The sequence below is a fragment of the Shinella sp. AETb1-6 genome, from assembly GCF_009826875.1.
In the GTDB taxonomy this organism is placed as follows: Bacteria; Pseudomonadota; Alphaproteobacteria; order Rhizobiales; family Rhizobiaceae; genus Shinella; species Shinella sumterensis.
In genome coordinates this window covers 220,601-241,031 of the sequence record NZ_WUMM01000003.1, presented here as the reverse complement: position 1 = coordinate 241,031, position 20,431 = coordinate 220,601, and the positions used below count along the sequence as shown (strand labels likewise).

Annotated in this window: 19 protein-coding genes; 6 read left to right on the top strand and 13 right to left on the bottom strand. The window is 63.0% G+C overall.

Annotation, left to right across the window (positions count from 1 at the left end):
- Positions 1 to 73 precede the first annotated feature (73 nt).
- The 5 genes from GR158_RS06785 to GR158_RS06765 are packed head-to-tail and all read left to right on the top strand — an operon-like array spanning position 74 to position 4,727.
- Positions 74 to 1,387, top strand: coding sequence for a Zn-dependent hydrolase (locus tag GR158_RS06785; RefSeq protein WP_160870469.1), 1,314 nt, complete (start codon positions 74 to 76; stop codon positions 1,385 to 1,387).
- Positions 1,384 to 2,379: an ABC transporter substrate-binding protein gene (locus GR158_RS06780; protein WP_160870468.1), complete on the top strand. Its 996-nt coding sequence runs from the start codon at positions 1,384 to 1,386 to the stop codon at positions 2,377 to 2,379. The genes GR158_RS06785 and GR158_RS06780 overlap by 4 nt, the downstream gene beginning before the upstream one ends.
- Positions 2,380 to 2,395: 16 nt before the next feature.
- On the top strand, positions 2,396 to 3,112 hold the full coding sequence (locus GR158_RS06775; protein ID WP_160870467.1) for a M24 family metallopeptidase: 717 nt from the start codon (positions 2,396 to 2,398) through the stop codon (positions 3,110 to 3,112).
- Between the two features lie 21 nt (positions 3,113 to 3,133).
- Positions 3,134 to 3,922, top strand: coding sequence for an ABC transporter ATP-binding protein (locus GR158_RS06770; protein WP_160870466.1), 789 nt, complete (start codon positions 3,134 to 3,136; stop codon positions 3,920 to 3,922).
- Entirely contained in the window at positions 3,915 to 4,727 is an 813-nt protein-coding gene (locus GR158_RS06765) for an ABC transporter permease (protein WP_160870465.1), read from the top strand. Before GR158_RS06770 ends, GR158_RS06765 begins: the two co-directional genes overlap by 8 nt.
- A 38-nt stretch (positions 4,728 to 4,765) precedes the next feature.
- Here the strand turns inward: GR158_RS06765 and GR158_RS06760 are convergent, their stop codons facing one another.
- Both GR158_RS06760 and oiaX read right to left on the bottom strand, forming a co-directional pair.
- Positions 4,766 to 6,079 (bottom strand): four-carbon acid sugar kinase family protein, encoded by a 1,314-nt coding sequence (locus tag GR158_RS06760; RefSeq protein ID WP_160870464.1) that lies wholly within the window; start codon positions 6,077 to 6,079, stop codon positions 4,766 to 4,768.
- A 2-nt stretch (positions 6,080 to 6,081) separates the two neighbouring features.
- Positions 6,082 to 7,338: a 3-oxo-isoapionate-4-phosphate decarboxylase OiaX gene (gene oiaX / locus GR158_RS06755; RefSeq protein ID WP_160870463.1), complete on the bottom strand. Its 1,257-nt coding sequence runs from the start codon at positions 7,336 to 7,338 to the stop codon at positions 6,082 to 6,084.
- Positions 7,339 to 7,488: 150 nt separating this feature from the next.
- On the opposite strand from oiaX, the gene GR158_RS06750 reads away from it, so the two are divergent.
- Positions 7,489 to 8,235, top strand: a complete 747-nt coding sequence (locus GR158_RS06750; protein WP_160870462.1) for a transcriptional regulator NanR — start codon at positions 7,489 to 7,491, stop codon at positions 8,233 to 8,235.
- Here GR158_RS06750 and GR158_RS06745 read toward each other — a convergent pair.
- From GR158_RS06745 to GR158_RS06695, 11 genes are all read right to left on the bottom strand, one after another.
- Positions 8,208 to 10,070, bottom strand: coding sequence for a hypothetical protein (locus GR158_RS06745; RefSeq protein ID WP_160870461.1), 1,863 nt, complete (start codon positions 10,068 to 10,070; stop codon positions 8,208 to 8,210). The two genes, GR158_RS06750 and GR158_RS06745, sit on opposite strands and share 28 nt — an antisense overlap.
- Positions 10,067 to 11,101: a Gfo/Idh/MocA family protein gene (locus GR158_RS06740; protein WP_160870460.1), complete on the bottom strand. Its 1,035-nt coding sequence runs from the start codon at positions 11,099 to 11,101 to the stop codon at positions 10,067 to 10,069. The genes GR158_RS06745 and GR158_RS06740 overlap by 4 nt, the downstream gene beginning before the upstream one ends.
- Before the next feature lie 2 nt (positions 11,102 to 11,103).
- Positions 11,104 to 12,171 (bottom strand): ABC transporter permease, encoded by a 1,068-nt coding sequence (locus GR158_RS06735; protein WP_160870640.1) that lies wholly within the window; start codon positions 12,169 to 12,171, stop codon positions 11,104 to 11,106.
- Complete coding sequence (locus GR158_RS06730; RefSeq protein ID WP_160870459.1) at positions 12,171 to 13,715, bottom strand: sugar ABC transporter ATP-binding protein; 1,545 nt, start codon at positions 13,713 to 13,715, stop codon at positions 12,171 to 12,173. The genes GR158_RS06735 and GR158_RS06730 overlap by 1 nt, the downstream gene beginning before the upstream one ends.
- Before the next feature lies 1 nt (position 13,716).
- Positions 13,717 to 14,355 (bottom strand): DUF2291 family protein, encoded by a 639-nt coding sequence (locus GR158_RS06725; protein WP_160870458.1) that lies wholly within the window; start codon positions 14,353 to 14,355, stop codon positions 13,717 to 13,719.
- Between the two features lie 70 nt (positions 14,356 to 14,425).
- Positions 14,426 to 15,367 (bottom strand): D-ribose ABC transporter substrate-binding protein, encoded by a 942-nt coding sequence (locus tag GR158_RS06720; protein WP_134648642.1) that lies wholly within the window; start codon positions 15,365 to 15,367, stop codon positions 14,426 to 14,428.
- 122 nt (positions 15,368 to 15,489) lie between these two features.
- The gene (locus GR158_RS06715) at positions 15,490 to 16,317 is read right to left on the bottom strand and encodes a phosphogluconate dehydrogenase C-terminal domain-containing protein (protein WP_134648641.1); all 828 of its coding nucleotides are present in this window, start codon (positions 16,315 to 16,317) and stop codon (positions 15,490 to 15,492) included.
- A gap of 473 nt (positions 16,318 to 16,790) precedes the next feature.
- Positions 16,791 to 17,216: a heme-binding protein gene (locus tag GR158_RS06710; RefSeq protein WP_134648640.1), complete on the bottom strand. Its 426-nt coding sequence runs from the start codon at positions 17,214 to 17,216 to the stop codon at positions 16,791 to 16,793.
- A gap of 139 nt (positions 17,217 to 17,355) precedes the next feature.
- Positions 17,356 to 18,492 (bottom strand): mannitol dehydrogenase family protein, encoded by a 1,137-nt coding sequence (locus GR158_RS06705; RefSeq protein WP_160870457.1) that lies wholly within the window; start codon positions 18,490 to 18,492, stop codon positions 17,356 to 17,358.
- A gap of 55 nt (positions 18,493 to 18,547) precedes the next feature.
- Positions 18,548 to 19,543: a Gfo/Idh/MocA family protein gene (locus GR158_RS06700; RefSeq protein ID WP_160870456.1), complete on the bottom strand. Its 996-nt coding sequence runs from the start codon at positions 19,541 to 19,543 to the stop codon at positions 18,548 to 18,550.
- The gene (locus GR158_RS06695) at positions 19,540 to 20,421 is read right to left on the bottom strand and encodes a sugar phosphate isomerase/epimerase (RefSeq protein WP_160870455.1); all 882 of its coding nucleotides are present in this window, start codon (positions 20,419 to 20,421) and stop codon (positions 19,540 to 19,542) included. Before GR158_RS06695 ends, GR158_RS06700 begins: the two co-directional genes overlap by 4 nt.
- Between the last annotated feature and the right edge of the window lie 10 nt (positions 20,422 to 20,431).

The following is a 20,431-nucleotide window of genomic DNA, read 5'->3' as shown; positions in this document are numbered from 1 at the left end:
CATGAATTCAAGTCTCTTGAATATTGAGAATGGGCATTGCGCTGGTGCCCCTGATGCGAGCCGGGACTATGCCATGCTTATCACACCCTCGATCAACGGCACCCGGTTGCTCGGCAGGCTTGATGCCTTCGCCGCAATCGGCGCGACGGCTGACGGTGGTGTCGACCGGCAGGCTTTGACGGAGGGTGACCGGCGCGCACGCGCCGCCATCACCGAAATCGCCCTCGCCCGCGGATTTGCCGTGTCCCAGGATGGAGCCGCCAACCTCTTCATCCATCGGCCAGGCGGGCACGTCGGCACACTGCCCCTCCTGATCGGCAGCCACCTCGATACCCAGCCGACAGGCGGCCGTTTCGACGGCGCGCTCGGTGTTCTTGCCGCCCTTGAGGTCTTGGAAAGCCTTGAAGATGCGGATATCCAGACCGCCGCGCCGATCGAGCTGGTGGTGTGGACGAACGAGGAAGGCTGCCGCTTTGCCCCGGGCAGCATGGGCGCGCAGGCCTTTGTCGATGGCTCGCTCTCCGATACGCTGCTTAAAAGCCGATCGACCGATGGCTTGCGGCTCGCCGACGAACTTGCGACCACGCTGAAAGCCCTGCCGCAGGCGCGCCCATGTACGCTTGGCAAGCCGATCGCCGGATATCTCGAACTGCATATCGAACAGGCGCAGCGCCTGGAGCGCGCGGGAATACCGATCGGCGTGGTGACGGGCGTGCAGGCCACGCGCTGGCTTCAGGTAAGCGTTACCGGCGAGGCAGGACATGCGGGCACGACACCGCTTTCTGCCAGACGCGACCCCATGCACGCGACCAGCATGGGCCTTGCCCGCCTCTATGAAACGATCATGCGGCGCGACACGGATGCACGCTTCACGGTCGGCCGCATGACGGTGGAGCCCGGCAGCGTCAACGCCATTCCCTCGACCGTCGCCTTCTACATCGACATCCGCCATCCGGGTCTCAAAGAGCTTGATGCGATCGAGGCGCAGATCACCGGCACTCTTCACGACGCCGCGACCGGGACCGGTTGCACGATCGCCATCGAACGGGTCTTCGACATGGAGCCCGCCCGGTTCGACGACACCCTGATCAACGCCATAGAGGATGTGGCGAAAGCGCGCGGTGTCGCCAGCACGCGCATGGTCTCCGGTGCCTTCCACGATGCGCTGTTCGTCAGCCGCGTCGCGCCGACGGCAATGATCTTCGTGCCCTGTCGTGACGGCATAAGCCACAATCCACGCGAATTCGTCGAGCCCGAATTCTGCATCCTGGGCGCCGACATTCTCTTCCACGCGGCCCGGCGCGCCAGCGAGATGACCGTATCAGCGGCCGAACCAGGCATAAGAACAACAGCAATCTCCAACAACCATAAAGGAGTGGGAACATGAGCATGACATTGACACGCCGAAGCTTCGCTGCCGCCGCCATGGCGCTGGCGGCGATGATCGCTATGCCGCAGAAGACATTCGCGCAGGACCTGACGAAACTGACCTTCATCCAGGAATGGCCCGTGCCGGACGGGTTCTGGATCCCTTGGATTCTCGGGTCCAAGAAGGGCTTCTACGCCGAAGAGGGCCTCGAAATCGAGATCGTGACGCCGCCGACCGTCGCCGACACGATGAAGTTCCTCGGCACCGGCCAGGCACAGGTCGCCTTCACCACCGTCATGGATGTCATATTCGCCAAGGAGCAGCAGGCGCCTGTCGTCGCGATCGGCCGTTATGGGCGTAGCAACAACTGGGGCATCCTCAGCCCGGAGGGCAAACCGCTGACGATCGCCGATCTCAAGGGCAAGACCATCGGCATCTACAACGACGCCTGGACGCTGGCGCAACTCTCCATGATGCTCTCCGATGGTGGCATGACGATCGACGACGTCAAGACCGTCGCGGCCTCCGATGACACCGTACCGCTGCTTCTGCAGAACCGGGTCGACGCGATCACGGGCATCACCAATGCCGAGGGCACCGGCATGTTGACGACAGGTGGCCAGAAGGCGGAATTCCTGCCCGCCACCGCGCACGGCGTGCCGAACACGCCGATCTTCATGCTTGCCGCCAACGAGCCGTGGCTGAAGGAAAATCCTGAAAAAGCCAAGGCCTTCCTGCGCGCCACCCGCAAGAGCATCGAATATGCGGTCGCTAATCCCGAGGAGGCCATCGCCGCGTTCGCCGAACTCTATGCGAAGGCCTATGACGGCAAGTTCATCGACCAGCAGTGGAAGGACACGATCCCGCTCTTCGGCGCGATGGATGCGAGCCTGATGGTGAACGACGAGGCCGACTGGACGGCACTTCTCGCGGCATTGAAGAAATTCGATGTGGTGAAGAAGATCGAGGCTCCCTCGGCCTACTATACTAACGACTACATCGCCCAGTAAGCGACGGGAGACCGCCATGACCGCCACCGCCTCTTCGCGCCGCGTCGTTCCCGCCTGGACCTATCGGCCCGGTCCCGACGTCTCGGACCTGCCGCCGCCCGGACTGGTGGCGGCACAACGGATCGCAAAGGGCGCGGCGGCGGCAGGTCTCGCCGCCGCCTCCGCCGGCATCAGCGAGCAGGATGTCGAGCTTGCCGTGAGCGACTATCTCACCGCCCAAGGCATCGCCCATGTCTGGACGATCACCAATGTCGGTCTGGGCGAGAACACGCTCGTCTGCTTCCCGACCAACCCGCCGACGACGCTCAAGGCCGCCGAGCGGGATGTGCTCATGGTCGATGTCCACCCCATAACTGCCGATGGCTCCTGGGGCGACTGCACGCGCTGTAGCGTGATCGGCGACTGGCCGGAGGCGCGCAAGGCGCTGTCGGACCTCGAAGCGATCCATTACGAAACGCTGGAGAAATGCCGGCCCGGCATGCCGGCGAACGAACTTTTCGGCATGAGCCACGAACGGCTTGTCTCGGAAGGATATGTGCTGCTCGACCAGCTCGGCAATATCGGCCACTCGCTTACCGCCGGGGCGGCCTATCTTCACCAGTTCATCGATGCCGGCAATGCGACGCCGATGTGGGGCGCATGGGCGATCGAGCCCTTTGCGGCCCGAGACGGCATCGCCGTAAAGGTGGAGGACCTCGTGTGGTTCGGCCGCGAACGCTGCATCACGCTCTAGGGAATCGGGAACTTGAACGACATGGAACAGGCTCAAAAACTCGCATTGATGGGCGTATCACGCACCTTCGGCGACTTGACCGCGCTTTCCTCGACCGAGCTTGCGGTCAAGCCCGGAGAGTTCATCTCCGTTGTCGGCCCGTCCGGCTGCGGCAAAAGCACGATGTTCAACATCATCGCAGGTGTTCTCCAGCCCAGCACCGGAAAGGTGCTGATCGACGGCAAGGACGTGACGAACCAGTCCGGCCATGTCGGCTACATGTTGCAGAAGGACCTGCTGCTGCCGTGGCGGACCGTCCTGGACAACATCGTGCTCGGCGCAGTGCTCAAGGGCGGCGCTTCGCGTGCCGAGCGCGATGAGGGCGTGGCCCTCGCCCGGCGTTACGGCCTCGGCGACTTCATCAACCACTATCCGGCCGCCCTTTCCGGCGGCATGCGCCAGCGCGTGGCGCTGATGCGGACGCTCGCCATGCATCACGACGTGATGCTGCTGGACGAACCCTTTGGCGCGCTCGACAGCCAGACGCGTCTGTCCATGCAGCAATGGCTGCTCAGCGTGTGGGAAAAAGAAAAACGGACCATCGTCTTCGTCACCCATGACATCGACGAAGCGATCTTCCTGGCTGACCGCGTCGTGGTGATGACGCCGAGACCGGGCCGCATTCACGAGATCATCGATGTGCCGATCGAACGGCCGCGGCCCGTCTCAAGCCTGACGCGCCCGGAATTCGTTGCGCTCAAGCAGCGCATCTTGGGCACCATCTACAACAATGCATCGCCTGCCAACGAGGAGGCCGCACCCCATGCATGATCTGACGGAAAACAGAAGCGTGCTTCTCAAGATCTTCTATCCGGTCGCCGCACTCGTGCTCGTCGTCGTCGCCTGGGCTTTCCTCGTCTGGTTCTATGAGGTGCCGCGCTACGTGATGCCGTCGCCGTCGGACGTCGCGAACCACATTTCCGAGGATTGGCAGACACTGGTCAAAGGCTTCGGCGTGACCTTCCTGGAATTCCTGCTCGGCTTCACGCTGGGCGCCGGGACCGGTTTCGTTTTCGCGGTGCTGATGGACATGTCACGGACGGTGCGTGGCATCCTCTATCCCATCCTGATCCTCAGCCAGGCCATCCCGATCATTGCGATTTCAGCAGCGCTGACGATCTGGCTGGGCTTCGGGCTCGCGCCGAAACTTGTCATCGTTGCGCTGGTCGTCTTCTTTCCCGTCGTCGTCAACGTGCTCGACGGCCTTGCTTCCGTCGACAAGGACGTGCTCAATCTGGTGCGCTCCATGGGCGCGTCGAAGATCAGCACATTCCGCCACGTCAAACTGCCCGCGACCTACTCGCCGCTGTTCTCCGCCCTCAAACTCTCTGCCACCTTCAGCGTTACAGGCGCGGTCATCGCGGAATGGACGGCCTCGACCAGCGGTGGCATCGGCGCCTATCTGCTGCAGGCGAATTCCCGCCTCAATACGGCCGGCACCTTTTCGGCGATCACCTTCCTCGCCGCGCTCGGTATCGTGAGCTTCCTGTTGGTGGTGGCGGTGGAATATCTGCTGACACCCTGGAAAAGCGGCCACAAGGCCCGCCGGTGGTCGCGATCGTACTGGCAGGAGTAAACGGACGGATGCGGCGTGCGCGATCCCGCGTGGCCCTGTCACATCTGCCCGCCTGCCCCGCCGGCCCTGATCATGCTGAAATAGTCGTCGCCCCCGACCTGACCGCCCTTCAGGGCGATCTGCAGGCCGTCTGCGACGCCGCCATGCGCAATGCAGAGCGGCGAGCCCGGCGTCTGCGGAAGCGGCATTTTCAGCGTCAAGGCGCTGATGCCCATTTCGCCGAGCGCGTGGCTCGACGTGTCGCCGCCGGCGACGACGGCGCGCGAAAGGCCGGCGCGTGTGATCAGTTCGGACTGGATGCGGCCCAGTGCCCGGCCGAGCCGGTGGCGCGCGCCCGTTGAGGAATCGAGCTCGCCGCCGCGATCGGCGGATGGTCCGAGCGCGGTGTAGAGCACCACGCTTCGGCCACTCTCCAGCACCTTGAGACCGGCATCGACCGCTTCCGTGATGGTGCTTGCATTTTCTTGCACGGACAGCGCGACCGGATCGACCGTCACGCCTTCGAAGCCGTTTGCCAGGGCATGCCGAATCTGGCGTTCCGTCGTCGGGGACACGCTGCCCGACACGACGGCGATGCGATCCACCGGGCCGGCAGCGGCAAAAACCGGCGCCGGACCGATCAAGCCACTGTCCCGCCACGCGGGTATAAGCGCATATTCGACGCCCGAGGAACCGCAGACGAAACGGCTCTTCGCGCGCAAATGGTTCCAGAGCAGAGTACCGGCCGCCCGCTGCGTCCTGTCGTCAAGCACGTCGAGCAACAGGATGTCTGCTTCAGCCGGATCAGCGTGGCCGAGCAAAGCGACATTATCCACCAATGCGGAAGACAATGAGGTCTGCCGTGCGAGATGCAGCAGCACGTTCGCCTCATCCATCGGCGTGACGGGATGGCGTGACATGACCGGATGCCTGTCGATACGATAATTGCGGCCCTGATAGGCCGCGAACAGCTCGCCGAAGGCCGTGTAGCGACGAATCTGCGGCGCACCGACGATGAGAGGAACTGTAGCCTCGCCGAAAACCTTCCGGCCGATTTCCATGGCGCGGCCGATGCTGCCGACATGCGGCGCGGAATCGAAGGTCGAGCAGACCTTGTAATGGCAAAGTTCCGCGTCCAGCGACTTCAGCCAGGAAAAGGCCTCGGCCAGGTTCACATCCATCCATTCGGGCGTTTCGCTGCGGCTGGTGCCGGCAAGGCCATAAGCATGCACACCGGAAAAGCGCGAGAGCAGGTCCGCGTCCGGCACCTTCAGGAAAAGCACGGTCTCGACGCCATTCGAGGCAAGCGCCTCCATGACATCGGTGGAGCCGGTGAAATCGTCGCCGTAATAACTGATGAGGGGTCGCTTCATGCTCAGGCCGCCTTGCCGTCGGCAAATTTCTCGATGGATTGCGCAAGTTCCGGATGCTCTTTGGCATAGGCGTCGAGCGGTATACCTTCCACCGCCGCCTCCCAGGCCTGCTTCACGGCCTTGACCCCGGCGCCCGGTCCGCCCGGATGGCTGACGATACCGCCTCCGCAGAGATAGAGCAGGTCGGTCGAGCCGCCGGTGGCGGCAATCGTGTCGGGCGCCTGTCCGCCCCACTGGCCCGAGCCGATGACAGGAAGCGCCACGTCGCTTTCCGAGAAGAGCGGCGTGGTAACGGCCTTGTAGGATCGCACGAAACTCTCATCGGGCTCCCAGTACTTCACGCGGATGCCGTTGATCTGGAACTGGTCGACGCCGAGCAGACGCCAGAACTGCTGCCAGACCGAGAATTCGAAACCCAGGCCGGCATGGCGCGTGAGGATGTCCCAGCCATTGCGGTGAGCGTGCAGGACGAGGCCGGAACGCTTGCGCAGAAACGCCATGCCGCCAAAGCCGATCGAGTTGATGTTGACGACGGCGCAATTGCCGCCTGCCGCCAGAACCAGATCGTGATTGCGCATCATCTCGTCGGGATCGGCATGGCTGATACCGAAGGCGTACATCACCTTCTTGCCGGTCTTCTGCTCACGATCGAGGATCTTCGGCATGATCGCCGCCACGCGATCGCCCAGCGACGAATAGGCAGGGCTCATCAATTTCTCGTCGTCCTTGATGAAATCGACGCCGGCGTCGATCAGTTCGCCGACCATCTGCGCCGTCTCGTGCGGTCGAAGGCCGAGCGCCGGCTTGACGATGGTGCCGATGATCGGCCGGTCCTTTACCCCCGTCAGCGCAAAACTGCCGGGAACGCCGAACTGCGGGCCGGGATGGGCTGTGGCGAATTCCGGCGGCAGCTTCATGTCGACGATGCGGATACCCGTCATGCCCTTGATCGAAAAGACACCGCCGATGGCAATCGTCATCAGCGCGGCAAGATCGGTGCCGACAGCATCCAGCGGGAAATCGATATCGACATCGGCTCGGTTGAACCGCGTCGCGCCGCCCGCTTCGTCGGGAAACGAAGGACGATCGGCCGATGGCAGGGCGCGGATGTCGACGACTCGCGCCGCCACGCGGGCCTTCAGCTCTTCCGTCTCGCCCGGCAGCGCAACGAAGGTGCCGGTCGACTGGTCGCTGGCGATCTTCGCCGCCATCTTCTCCACCGAACCTGCTGTCTCTATCCGATAGGTCAGACGGATCATGTTTTCTCCTCCGCGGTTCGGCGCAATCAGCTTGTCCGGCATGAAAAACTGGTATAATGAGTATTCATGTTATTGCAAGCCGTTTGCGGCGAAAGCTGTTGCGACGATTGAACTTGATGCATATTCAAGCCTGTCGAAATCAGGTGACTCATGACCGTCGTTTCCGAACCGATCATCCGCAAGAAACTCTCCGATGAAGTCTTCGCGCGGCTGAAAACCATGATCGAGACCGGCGAACTGCAGGCCGGCGACGACATGCCCTCCGAACGTGAACTCATGGAGCGCTACGGCGTCGGCCGCCCCGCGATCCGCGAAGCCATGCAGGCGCTCGCCGGCAAGGGACTGGTCGAGATTTCGCAGGGCGAGCGTGCCAAGGTACTGCGCATCACGGCCGAGTCCATCATCCGGCAGGTCGACCTGCCGGCCAAGCTGATGCTCTCGGGTTCTTCCGACTCGCTGGAACACTTGAAGAATGCCCGCATCTTCTTCGAACGGGGCATGATCCGCGAGGCCGCCGTCAAGGCGACGCCGGAGCATATCGCTGAGCTGCGCACCCTTCTCGACAGGCAGAAGGCAAATCTTGGCGATGCGGATGCCTTCATCGAGGCCGACATGGATTTTCACCAGTGCATCGCACGCATTTCCGGCAATCCGATCTTCGCCGCCGTGAGCGGCGCGATGCTGGGCTGGCTGAAGTCCTATCACACCGAAATGCTGATCTGGACAGGCCGCGAGAATGTCACCCTCGCCGAGCACGAGGAGATCATCCGCGCCATCGAGAAGGGCAATGCGGATCAGGCCGAGAAGGTGATGATCAAGCATCTCGAACGTTCCCGCGCGCTCTATACGCTCAAGGGACAGAAATCGCCTCAGAGCACGGCTTCCACGCAGCCATAGGGCGGCAGGACGACCCTTTCGGCGGCCGGCAGCCCCTCGCCGCCGATCAGTGAAACCCGGTGCGGCGGAGAGGGCAGCACCACGGTCTGCGGTTCCGGCGTGATGTTGGCGAACAGGATCACCCTTTCCGACGCAAGACCCAGAACAGCGTCCGGCCGTGACGTTTCGACAGACCACACATTGTGCCCCGCCAGCGCGCCAAGGCGTGCGAGGACGTGGGCAAGCGGCCGCAGTTCGCCAGGAGCCGTCGCCTCGCCCGCCCCTGCCACCAGCCCGAAGGGGCCTGCGAGTGTGGAAAGCGTCAGCACTTCGAGCCCGGCCGTAGCAACCGTTGCGGCGTAAGCCAGCGTCCAGGCGGCACCGAACTGACCATTGTGGCGCGGATCAACATTGGCCATCGGAATGCGCCGGCCGGCAGGGTTCTCCTTGGTCGCACTGCCATAGGGGTTCTGGCGCATCGCAATCGTCGAAGGCCCGATGCGATAGGGCTTCTCGCCATAGAGTGCACGGACCGAGCCGACGACATAGCGCAGGGCCTCGAAGGTCTGCATGACCGAGAGATCGTCGGCCGCGTGCACGATGGGGTTCGTGCAATGGCTCACATAATCGATGCGGTCGCCCGGCACGCGCTTGCGGTTGAGCTCCGTGAAATAGCTCATCATGCCGCCGCCAAGCCGGACATTCGGCAAGGCAGCCCGTGCGGCGGCGTAAACATCCTCCAGCGGCGGGCATTCCGGCCATGCACTTCCCGGCGGCGTCGACTGACGGTCCACCGACGGGCAGACGAACAGGCTGTCGAGCGTCAATCCCGCTTCGCGAACCAGCGACGCGAGTTCGGACATTTCCTCGTCCAACGCACGCTGGCAGGCGACGGCAACCTCCAGAGTGACCTTCAGTCCCGATTTTTCCGCGATGTCGGCATAGCCCTTCAATGCGGGCAAGCTATGCCCCGCACCGGGATCGAAATACGCGATCAGGTGGCGTGCGCCGACGGTCTCTAACACCCCGAGCGCCGACCGTTCCTCTGCAAGGCATTCCGGACGCAGGCCGACGCCGATTTCGGGGAAGCGGCGGTCCGTCCGCGCGAGCGTCAACGTGACCGCATCGGACGCGTCCTTGGCGAAACCAGCATCGCCGACCGACTGAATTTCAACGAGAACCTTCTGGCTGAACGGCTCATGCTGCGCGATGCGGTAAGGCCAGGGCCGAGCCAGCGGGCGCACATAGGTCTTGTAGGAGCCATCCGTCCAGTTGCGCTGGTCTTCCATCTCGAAGATATCGCCGACGAACTCTGTCACCGCCGAGACGCCAGGCGCGACCTGGTGGGTGATCGCCGCGATATCCATGAAGGGCTGCCAGGGCTCAATCCGCTCCGGCCAATGCGCATGCTCGACGCTGCCATCGCCATGACGGACCGACACGGGTTGCCCTGCGACACCGGCGACGGGGTGCAATACCACAAACCCCGCACGCGCCGTCTCGAACGCCGCGTCGCTGACGCAATCGGCGGAGAAGGCAACGGTTTCGGCCGTACCGGATATGGCAATGGCGCAATCGAGATTGGCACCGTCGGGAGCGCTGAAGCGAGCCTTGTAGGTGACCGAGAAACCCGCGTCCGTCGCCCGCACCTCAAGATCGTTGATTGCGGCGCTGCAGGTACCCCAATCCTTGTCACGCACGAGGAAGGCCACGGCCCGCAGCACCTCATGGCCACGGAACCGCAGGGTCCGCAGATTGCCGTCCTGCAAGACCACGCTCAGGTCGCCGGCCACGAGCGTGCGGCTTTCCGGCTCGCGCTCGTTCGTGCCGTAAAGCCTGAGCAGGTCGCCGCTCATGCCAGCAAATCCGCAATCACGACGGTCTCGCCACTTTCGGCACTGAGATAGGCGGCCTCGACGAGGGCGAACGTCTTCAGGTTGTCGCGCCCGGACGTATCCGGCTCGCGGCCTTCCGCCAACCGTTCGGCCCAGTGTTTCTGGATGAGCGCGACACTTTCCTGAATGTTGTGCCAGGGCCGCGACGCCCAGGGCAGCAGGTTCGGCGCGACGACGCTTTGTACCGTGCCGTCAGGGCCATGGACCGTCAGCTTGTAATCCTTGCCCAGACGCAGCGTGCCCCTGGTACCGTCGATTTCGACGAAGGTTTCCGGGAACGGCTCTTCCGGCAGTTTCGTCGCATAGCTGACATCGACGATCGAGGTGATGCCGTTGTCATGGTCGAGCAGCATGGTCGCGACATCCTCGCCGGCGATGTCAGGATTGACGCGGCGCGTGCGGGCGGTCATGCGGCTGGCATCGCCGAACAGGAAGCGCGCGATGTCGAGCGAATGGATGCCGAGGTCCTCGATGATGAAGCGCTTGCCTTTGGCGAGATAAGGCTGGCCGGAGAAGACATCGAAGCCGGAGCGGAAGGAGACGCGCCCCCAGAAGGGCTCGCCGATGGCACCACTGTCCAGCACCGCCTTGACCGAGAGGATCGGCGTCTGCCAGCGGAAATTCTCGTGGATCATCAACGGAATGCCGGCGGCATCCGCAGCGGCGACCATGGCCTTGGCGTCGGCCAGCGTCGGCGCGAACGGCTTCTGGCAGATCGCCGGCACCTTGTGGCTGGTCGCAAGCTCGACCAAGGCGCGGTGGCTGCCGACGGTCGTTGCGATATCGACGAAATCGAAGCCGCCATCGGCAAACAGCGCCTCCGCCGACTGGTAGCGCCTTTCGACGCCAAACTGGTCGCCGACGACGCGCAGGCGCTCGGGATCACGGTCGCAGATCGCGACGATCTCCACGTCATCGAGATCCTGCCAGCCATGCATCTGGTTCACGGCGAAGAAGCCGCAGCCGATCATCGCACCCTTGGTCTTCGTCATGCTCAGCCTGCCTTTGCCATCTGCATCAGGGTGACGCGCTGCTGGAGGCGGCGCTGCGCCTGGTCGACCACAACCGCCACGATGATCACGAGACCCTTGATCACCATCTGCCAGAAGGAACTGACACCCATCATCACCAGACCATCCGAGAGAATCCCGATCACGAAGGCGCCAATGATCGTGCCGCCGATCGTGCCGCGCCCACCCGACATGGATGTACCACCCAGAACCGCTGCTGCAATGGCATTCAGTTCGAGATTGGTGCCGGTCGCCGGGTGGGAGGCCATAAGTTCCGAGGAGATGACCAGGCCAACGATGGCCGCGCAGAAGCCGGAGAACATGTAGACGAACATCTTGACGCGGTTGACGCGGATGCCGGACATGCGCGACGCGCGCTCATTGCCGCCAACCGCGAAGATATGCCGACCGAGCGGCACGAAGCGGGCGAAATAGGCCGCTCCGAGCGCCACGACGATGAGGATCCAGACGGAAACCGGAAGCCCGAGGATGGAGCCCGAGCCGAGATAGGCGAAGCCCTGGTTTCCGAGGTCTTCGCGTCCCGTCAGATTGGGCAGCGTCTGACCATCGGAGTACAGCAGCGCCATGCCGCGTGCCACATAGAGCGTGCCGAGCGTCGCGATGAAGGGTGCGACGTTGAGGCGGGTGATAAGCAGGCCGTTGATCGCCCCGATCGCGATACCGACGATGGCCACGATGATCGCAACCTCGACGACGTTGAAATAGACGGTGTAGCCGAGCGGCAGCGCCACGCCATACATGATGAGGCCACCGGCGATCATGCCGCAGAGGCCGACGATGGAGCCCACCGACAGGTCGATGCCGCCGGTGATGATGACGAAGGTCATCCCGATGGCGAGGAAAGCGTTCTGCGTCGCATGCTTCGACATCAGGATCATGTTGGCGGTCGACAGGAAATTGGGCGCGAAGATCGAGAAGAAGATGATGACCGCAAAGAGCGCGATGAAGGTTCTGAGCTTCATCAACGTCAGCAGGGCGGCGCCGGTGGAGAGGTGGTTGCCGGTGGCGGCAGTGTGCGTTGCTGTCGTCATCACGCATGCATCCTTTTGGTTTTGTGTCCCTCCGCGGAGGCCGAAATCACCATGTCCTCGGTCGCGTCCTTGCGGTCGACCACCATCACCAGCCGGCCGTTGCTCATGACGGCGATGCGGTCGGAGAGCGCCATGACCTCTTCGAGGTCGGAGGTGGAGAAGAGGATCGCAAGCCCCTCGCCCGCCAGCCGCCGCATGGTGCGGAAAACGTCCGCCTTGGCGCCGACATCGATGCCGCGGCTCGGCTCGTCCATCAAAAGCACCTTCGGCCCTGTCATCAGCGCCTTGCCGATGACGACCTTCTGCTGGTTGCCGCCGGACATGGAGGTGACGTCGAGGTCGGGGTTCTTTGCCTTGATCGAGAGGTTGCGGATCGCATTGGCAATTGCCTCCTTCTCGCGCTTCAGGTCGATATGAAAACCCGCCTTCAGGAACTGGCCGAGGCTTGCCATCGACAGATTGTCGGCAATCGACATGGACTGCACGAGGCCTTCGCGCTGCCGGTCTTCCGGGATCAGCGACAGGCCCTCGCGGATGCGTCGGGTCGTGTCGCGCCCCTTCAACTCCTCGCCCTCGACGAAGATCTTGCCGCTGGAATGCTCGTGCCGGCCCATGATGCATTCGAAAAGCTCGGAACGCCCCGCACCCATCAGGCCGTAGATGCCGAGGATTTCGCCCTTGCGCACACCGATCGAGACATGATCGACGGCGTAGCCGCCCTGCGCGCGGGGGAGGCAGATATCCTCGGCACGGAAGACCTCTTCGCCGGGTTCGTGATCCAGCTGCTTGGCGAAATCCTTGGCATCCGAGCCGATCATGGAGCGCACGATCCAGCGCGTGTCGATGTCCTTGACCATCGCATGGCCGGTAATCTGGCCGTCCTTGAGGACGGTGATGTAGTCGCCGATGCGCATCAGCTCTTCCAGCCGGTGCGAGATATAGACGATGGCCACGCCACGCGCCTTGAGATCGGCGATGACGCGGAAGAGCACGTCGACTTCCGCAGCGCTCAACGCCGAGGTCGGCTCGTCCATGATGAGGATACGTGTGTCGAGCGAGACGGCACGGGCGATCTCGACAAGCTGCTGCTGGCCGATCGGCAGGTCTTCCGCCAGCGTGTCGGCCGAAATGCCGGCTTCGAGGCGATTGAGGAATTCGTTGGCCTTCTCGACCTGCGCCTTGTGATCGATACCGCGCAAGCCGCGTGTGATCTCGCGCGTCGCAAAGATGTTTTCGGCGACCGAGAGATTGCCGAAGAGGTTCAGCTCCTGGAAGACGATACCGATGCCGTGGCGGACCGCGTCCGCAGGACTGTCGAGATGAATGCGCTCGCCATCCATCCAGATTTCGCCGAGCGTCGGGCGTTCGACTCCGGCGATGATGCGCATCATGGTGGACTTGCCGGCGCCATTCTCGCCCACAAGCACGTTGACCGCGCCGCGGCGCAGTTTCAGGTCCGCCTTCTTGAGCGCCACGATGCCGGAATAGGCCTTGGTGATGTCCTTCAGTTCGAAAATGACGTCGCCGTCATCGGTGGCGCTCATGTCAGCCTCCGACCGTGATGGTGACGGGCACGAAAAGCGGCAGCTGTCCCTTGGCCGGCAGCGGATAGGCGCCGAGCGCCTTGATCGTCTTGCCCGTCAGGTTTTCACGCGGCAATTTTTCGAGCAACAGGCCGTTGACATGGGTGTTGAACGACTTGCCGTACTGCGCCCATTCGATCTGGTTCTTGAATTCATTGAAGTTGACGAATTTCAGGCTGTCGCGGATCGCCGTGCCGCGGATGGCCGGGCCGATGGCAACGCGCACGTCAGCCTTCCGGTCGCCGTCGACGTCGACATCGACATAGCCGGCGCGGGACTTGGTTTCCTCTGCGACGATGACGCCGTCGATCCTGGCGGCAAAGGTCCAGGGCGCGTTGCCCTGCTTTTCCTTGTGGCCGTATTTTTCAGCTGCGGCGTCGAGATTTTCGGCCGCGAGTGCCGAGACCTCCTGGAAGGTGCCGGCGCGCTCCTGAAGAAAGGGCACGACCTTGGCATCCCAGATCTCGGCGACCATCTTGTCCGGGTTGAAGGCGCCGGCCGCCGCCTGTTTCTGCTCGTCTTCCGTTTTGACGAGCTTGCAGCCCGAAAGCGCGAGCATCCCGGCAAGCACGAGTGTCCAGGCAGCCTGATACCTTGGCATTCCGATTCTCCGTCATGGAACAAGGAACGCGAGGCGGGACCGCACCCCGCCTCGCGCCATCGTGCGACGATTACTCTGTCAGCGCGAAGGTCTCGAGCTTGTCAGCGTTGTCGGCCGTGATGAGCACGCAGTCCATGAGCTGCTTTTCCTCGGCCGGCGCCTTGCCGGTCGTGATGTACTCATGCGCCTGGGTAACGGCGAGCTGGGCCTGCGCATAGGCCGGCTGCATGACGGTCGCCTTGATGCCGCCCGCCTTGATGGAGTCGCGCACGTCGTTGGATCCGTCGAAACCGACGACGATGACATCCTTGCGGCCGGCAGCCTGCAGTGCGGCGATCGCACCCATGGCCATTGTGTCGTTGCCGGCGATGACGCCCTGGATATCGGGGTTCGCCTGAAGGATGGTCTCCATCTTGGAGTAGCCTTCGGTCTGGCTCCAGTTGGCCGACTGCTGGGCGACCATCTTCATATCAGGATATTCGTCGATGACGTCGTGGTAACCCTTGGAGCGGATGCCGGCATTGAGATCGGCTTCGCGGCCGAGCAGCTCGACATAGTTGCCCTTCTCGCCCATCAGCTTCACGAACTCTTCGGCGCCGAGCTGCGCACCCTGGTAGTTGTTCGAAACGATCTGCGAGACGGCGACGCCCGTGGCGTTGATTTCGCGGTCGATCAGGAAGGACGGGATGCCGGCATCCTTGGCCTTCTGCACGGCGGCGATCGAGGCTTCCGAACCGGCATTGTCGAGGATGATCGCCTTGGCGCCGCGGCCGATCGCCGTGTCGACAAGCTGCGACTGCTTGTTGGCGTCGTCGTCATGCACCAGAACCAGTGTGTCGTAGCCTAGTTCCTTCGCCTTGGCTTCCGCGCCGACGGCTTCCGCCTTGAAGAACGGATTGTCGTGGCTTGGCGTGATGATCGCAATGAGGTCTGCGGCGAAGGACGGCATGGCGACGCTTGCGGCCATGACGGCAGCAAAGCCGACGGTAATCAGTCTGCGGGTAATATTCATAGGTCTCCTCCCGGTTAAGCACCGGCTCCCTGCGACCATCCCTCCATGAAAATGGCCGCACCGGTGCAATCTTTACCCGGCACACATGGCGCCGGATGCGGCGGGCCAGGCCCGCCGGAAAATCAGGTGATGCGCTGGATGCTGGCCGCGATTTCCGCGGGCTCGAACACACGCTTCCAGTCATCCTTCATCAGCACGGGCTTGCCGAACTCGATGGCCTTGTTGCAGGCATCGGAGAATACGCCCGGCGTCTCTTCGAAGATGACGGCGCCAAGCACATTCATGTGGCCGAGCAGGAAGTCGCGGGCGGCCTCCTTGGCAACGCCGCGACGCACGCACTCGTCCATGGCTTCGCGCATCACGACGAGCAGCGAGGCGCAAACGGTTTCCGAAAGGCCCGGTTCCAGCAGCGCCATCTGCTCGACGGTCACGCGATGCGAGCGCATGACCGGCGCCCAGATGACCTTGGCGATCTCTTCGCCGAGCACGTAGGCCTCCTCGGGACCCTGCATCAGCGCGGAAACGATGTGCTGCTTGGCGGCGATACCGCCGAAGAAGTCCCGCTTGGCCGCCGGGTCCGTCTCGTCGTTGAAGATCGGCGGATGGCAGGGATGCGTGACGAAGTAGGTGAGGTCCGCACGCTCCGGCAGATGACCGGCAAAAGGCGCGGCAGCATCGAGCGCCACGACCATCGTGCCCGGCTTCAGCTTGTCGACAATGCCGGCGGCAACCTTGCCTATTGCCGTGTCGGGAACGGCAAGAATGACGACGTCCGCGCCATCGAGGCCTTCATCGGCGGCGACGCAGGTCAGGCCCAGATCGTCTGACAGGCGCTTCTTGCCCGCCTCGCTCACCTCGATATGCCGCACATCGAACCGCGAGCCCTTAAGGTTCTTTGCGAGCCGATAGCCCATTTTGCCGCCGGCGCCGAACAACGCGATCGATGTCATCGAAATCTCCAAATGCGAGCGGCTGACCTGTAATTGGCCAGACCGAATTTCCTCCACCGGCAACCCGGCCTGAAGCTATATTTCGCAACTGGTATAACAAGTCAATAACTATCTCATGGAATATGTGATGCGGTGTCGACATCGTTGAAGAGCCGCCGCGAAAATCCGGCGACGGCCATCGCAACCGGACGAAAATGCATAACGGTGGGGATCCCGCAGCTGCGTATCCCACGGATTTCGGTATTGGGGCACGCCGACCACCCACCGCCGCGACGCACGACGGGGTTTGGCCACCTCTGACAAAAGGTAAGATTCGGTCACCGCGCGGCTATGCGCGCGAACCGCTCATTCCAGCCAAGGCCGCCGGGCCGGCCGCTGAGCGTTTTCCGGAGGCCGAAATGCCGGCCTCCGATGGCCCGGCAACCTCGTTGAGTTATCGGACCACAATTGCATGATGCCGCTTTACGGCTTCCTCAGGCTCTCGACGCCAGGAAATGGTCGATGCCCGCCTGGGCGCACTGGGTGTCCTGCGCGGGAGTGCCCGAGCTGAGGCCGATGGCGCCCACGACATCGCCATCGACTATCACCGGCAATCCGCCCGCGACCACCATCAGACGACCGCCAATTGCCGAATTGATGCCGTAGGCCGGGCTACCAGGCTGACTTGCCGAACCGTAACTCTCGGTCGTCCGCTTTGCGCCGGCGGCCGTGTAGGCCTTGTCCTGTGCGATGATCGTGCTTGTGATCTTCCCGCCATCCATACGCTCGAACGCGATCAACTGGCCCGATTCATCGGCGATGGCGATGCACATCGGCACCCCGATCTCCTCTGCTTTGGCGCGCGCGCCCGCAATCAGGATGCGGGCATCTTCGATGCTCAAACGGCGGATAGTCAACATGATGAAGGTCCTTCCCTCGCGAAGTCCGGGTTTCAGTGATCAGCGATTCAATAACACAATCGGCGGCACGCCGATCCCAGCAGATACACTGGTTTGGGTATCCGGCCGATGCAAATTCCTGATGCAGACCTTGCTGTCATCACGCATGCGAAGCCTCCAAGGCGGCGGCGAGAAGAGGTTGGGAGATCGGCGGCGTCGCCGCATGCCCCCTGTCGAGCATGGGCTTGATGCGCCGCAGTTTCTTTTCGGTATGGTTGCCGGCGATATCGGCCAGCCGGTGGTCGAGATAAGGATTGAGGAACCGCTCGCGCACTTCATCCACGTATCGCAGGGCGTCGTTCCGCATTCCCTCCAGAGCGAAAACAGGCACAACCTCGTCACGCCAGACGGCTTCCAGGTCGCGCCGGACGTGGGGATCGGCCATGATCTCGCGCACCGTCTCGCCTGCCGGTCGATTACCCGCGAGCCAACGTTCGGCCAGGTAGCTGTGGCCAAGGTTGAGGATATGCAGCTTGAGATGTTCGTAACGGTCGAGATTGTCGGTGACGACCAGCGAAGGGTGTCGGCAGGGCAGAACCAGACCTTCCTGCGCCTCGATGGCCCAAAGCGCATAGGGTTCGGCGACCGCCCCGACCGGCTCAAGCGGCTCGGATACGATGCGGTCGACCAGGCCATTGGCAAAGTGGCACCGCGCCTCGATGTAACCGAGAAAGTCGGATGACAGTTTCCAATTCCTGGCGATCGTCAGGACGATCGCTTTCAGCTTGTCGCCGTTGCGCTGTACGAGTTCGCACGGAAAAATCGAAACGGGCCGGCCCGGGCGCGCGCGCCAGCGCGCATACAGCAACACCAGGAGTTTTGCGGGAAAACTCACCGGCACCCTATCCGGCTCGGACAGGAGCACGACATCGTCGCTTTCGTCCAGATCGTAGCCCCGGTCCCCGGTATTGCTGAGGATGACGTCCGCGACGATCCCGGCGCTGACGATCGCAGGCCAGTCCGCGCCGGCAAACAATGCCCGCGCTATGGCCCTGCCTTGCCGCATCTCGTCGATCGTCTTCCCGTCCTTCAAGCCGCGTATCCGCACAGGATAGGCCCCACCATCGGCGAGAGCCTGGATCCGGCGGGCACTGGCTGGATTGCCGGTCGTCTGGACGACCGTGACGGGGCCGAGCGCCTCATCACGGTCCATCGCCTCGGATATGAACAGATCGGCATGGGCAAGAAGGAAACGGCTCGTTCCGAACTGGAGTATCGGGGTCGGGGCAACAGCCATCATCTCGTTCCTTGTGAAGAGGCGGGCCCGGTTGCCCGGAACCGCCGATCCAGATCTAGAGAGCCAGTTCGCGGCGCAGGGTTTCCAGACGCTCCATGGCGATGACACCGTCCGCGATCGTCGGCGCCGGGGTGGCTGCCCCACCAAGCGCCGGCACGACATCGGCCAGGAGTGAATGGTATCCCTTCGGATCTTCGTTGGCGGCCGCCGTGAAATTCGGCTTCCACGTCAGCGTGTCGCAATCTTCCGACAGGGTCGCACCGAGATCGTCGATCTTGAAGGGCGGATTGCGGTGCCACTTGATCTCGATCACGTCATCCACCTCGATACGCTGATGATCGCCCATAAGTTCGATGCGTTCGACCGGCGTGCCGCGCGACTGGATCGTGCCCATGGCGATGTTGCCGATCGCACCGCACTCGAATTCGAAGCCGACGTGGAAGAGCACCCGGCCGGGCGTCTTTTCAACCTTGCGGGCAGAGATCGAACGGACCGGCGAGACGAGGAAGGACACCAGGTCCATATAGTGCACGCAGTGGTGCAGGAAGAATCCCGTGTAGTCGACATTGCCGGCGAAATAGCCCGGCGCCGTCATGTAATAGCCGGTCAAACCGAGCACATCGCCGAACCGGCCGGATTTGACGATGTTGGCCGCCATCCGGTTGCCGATCGAGTAGCGCTTCATGAAGCCGAGCAGCAGCGGCTTCTTCGCCTTTTCGGAGGCTGCAAGGAGTTCGCGCGCACCGGCCGCCGAGCCGGACGGCGGCTTTTCCATGAAGACCGGCAGGCCGCGCTCCAGCGCCGCCTTGCCGAAGGCAAGGTGCTGGTCCGGCCCGACCGCCATACCGACGGCATCGATCCCCGGTGTCTTCAGGAGATCGTCGACATCGGCCACGAGGTTCCTGACGCCGAACTGGCGACCGGCATTCCTGAGGCGCTCGGCATCAATGTCACATAGCGCGATGATCTCCACGTCGTGACGCACGAGCTGCGGCAGCAGCATCTGGGTGGCGTGGATGCCGCAACCGATCCAACCGATTTTTATAGTCATCGACGATATTCCGTAAGCAGGAGGTGGGATTTGATGAAGGCACTGGATGCGGCGAGGCGATCGCTCTCGTCCTCATGCGGCGCGCGCCATTGGGCAAAAGGCACGCCGAAACGGTCATCGCTACGACGGAAGGGTTCAAGCGAGATCGGCCCCTTGTAGCCGACGTCATGAAGCGCGCGGCACACCTCCACCCAATCGGTCTGTCCCGTACCGGGAAAGCCCCTATGGTTCTCGTTGGCCTGGAAATGCACCAGACGGTCGCCGCCGAGCCGAATGGCTTCGCCGAGCGAGCTTTCCTCCATATGCATGTGGAAGGTATCGAGCATCAGCTTCACGGCCGGATGATCGACAGCGTCGAGCAGTTCCATTGCCTGCTGCGTGGTGCAGAGCACGTCGCTTTCGAAGCGGTTCAGAGGCTCGACTGCCAGAAGGACGCCGGCCTTGGCCGCATAATCGCCCGCCTCTTTCAAGCCTCTGACGCAACGATCCTTTCGAGCGAGGCGTTCGGCCTCGTCGACCGGCTGCGGAGGGCGGCCCGCAAACACGAGCGGGTTCCCGGTGAGTGGCCCGCCGACGATTGTCGCGCCAAGGCCGGCGGCGCAATCGACCGTGTATTTCAGATAATCGATCCCGGCGCGATGGGCTTCGGGTTCGGCCGAGGACAGGTTGCGCTGCAGGTTGACACGGGCGGCGAGAACGACGCCGAGGCCGGCATCGTCGAGCGCTTTTTTGGCCTCGGCGATATCGAGTTCACCGACTTCGGGAACAAGAAGTTCGACGAAATCATAGCCGTGGTCGCGCATCTTCGCAAAGAGCGGGAAGTGCTCCGCGGTGAACGGCCTGGCATACTGCATGGAAATCAACCCGACGGGGTTCATCTGTTTTTCC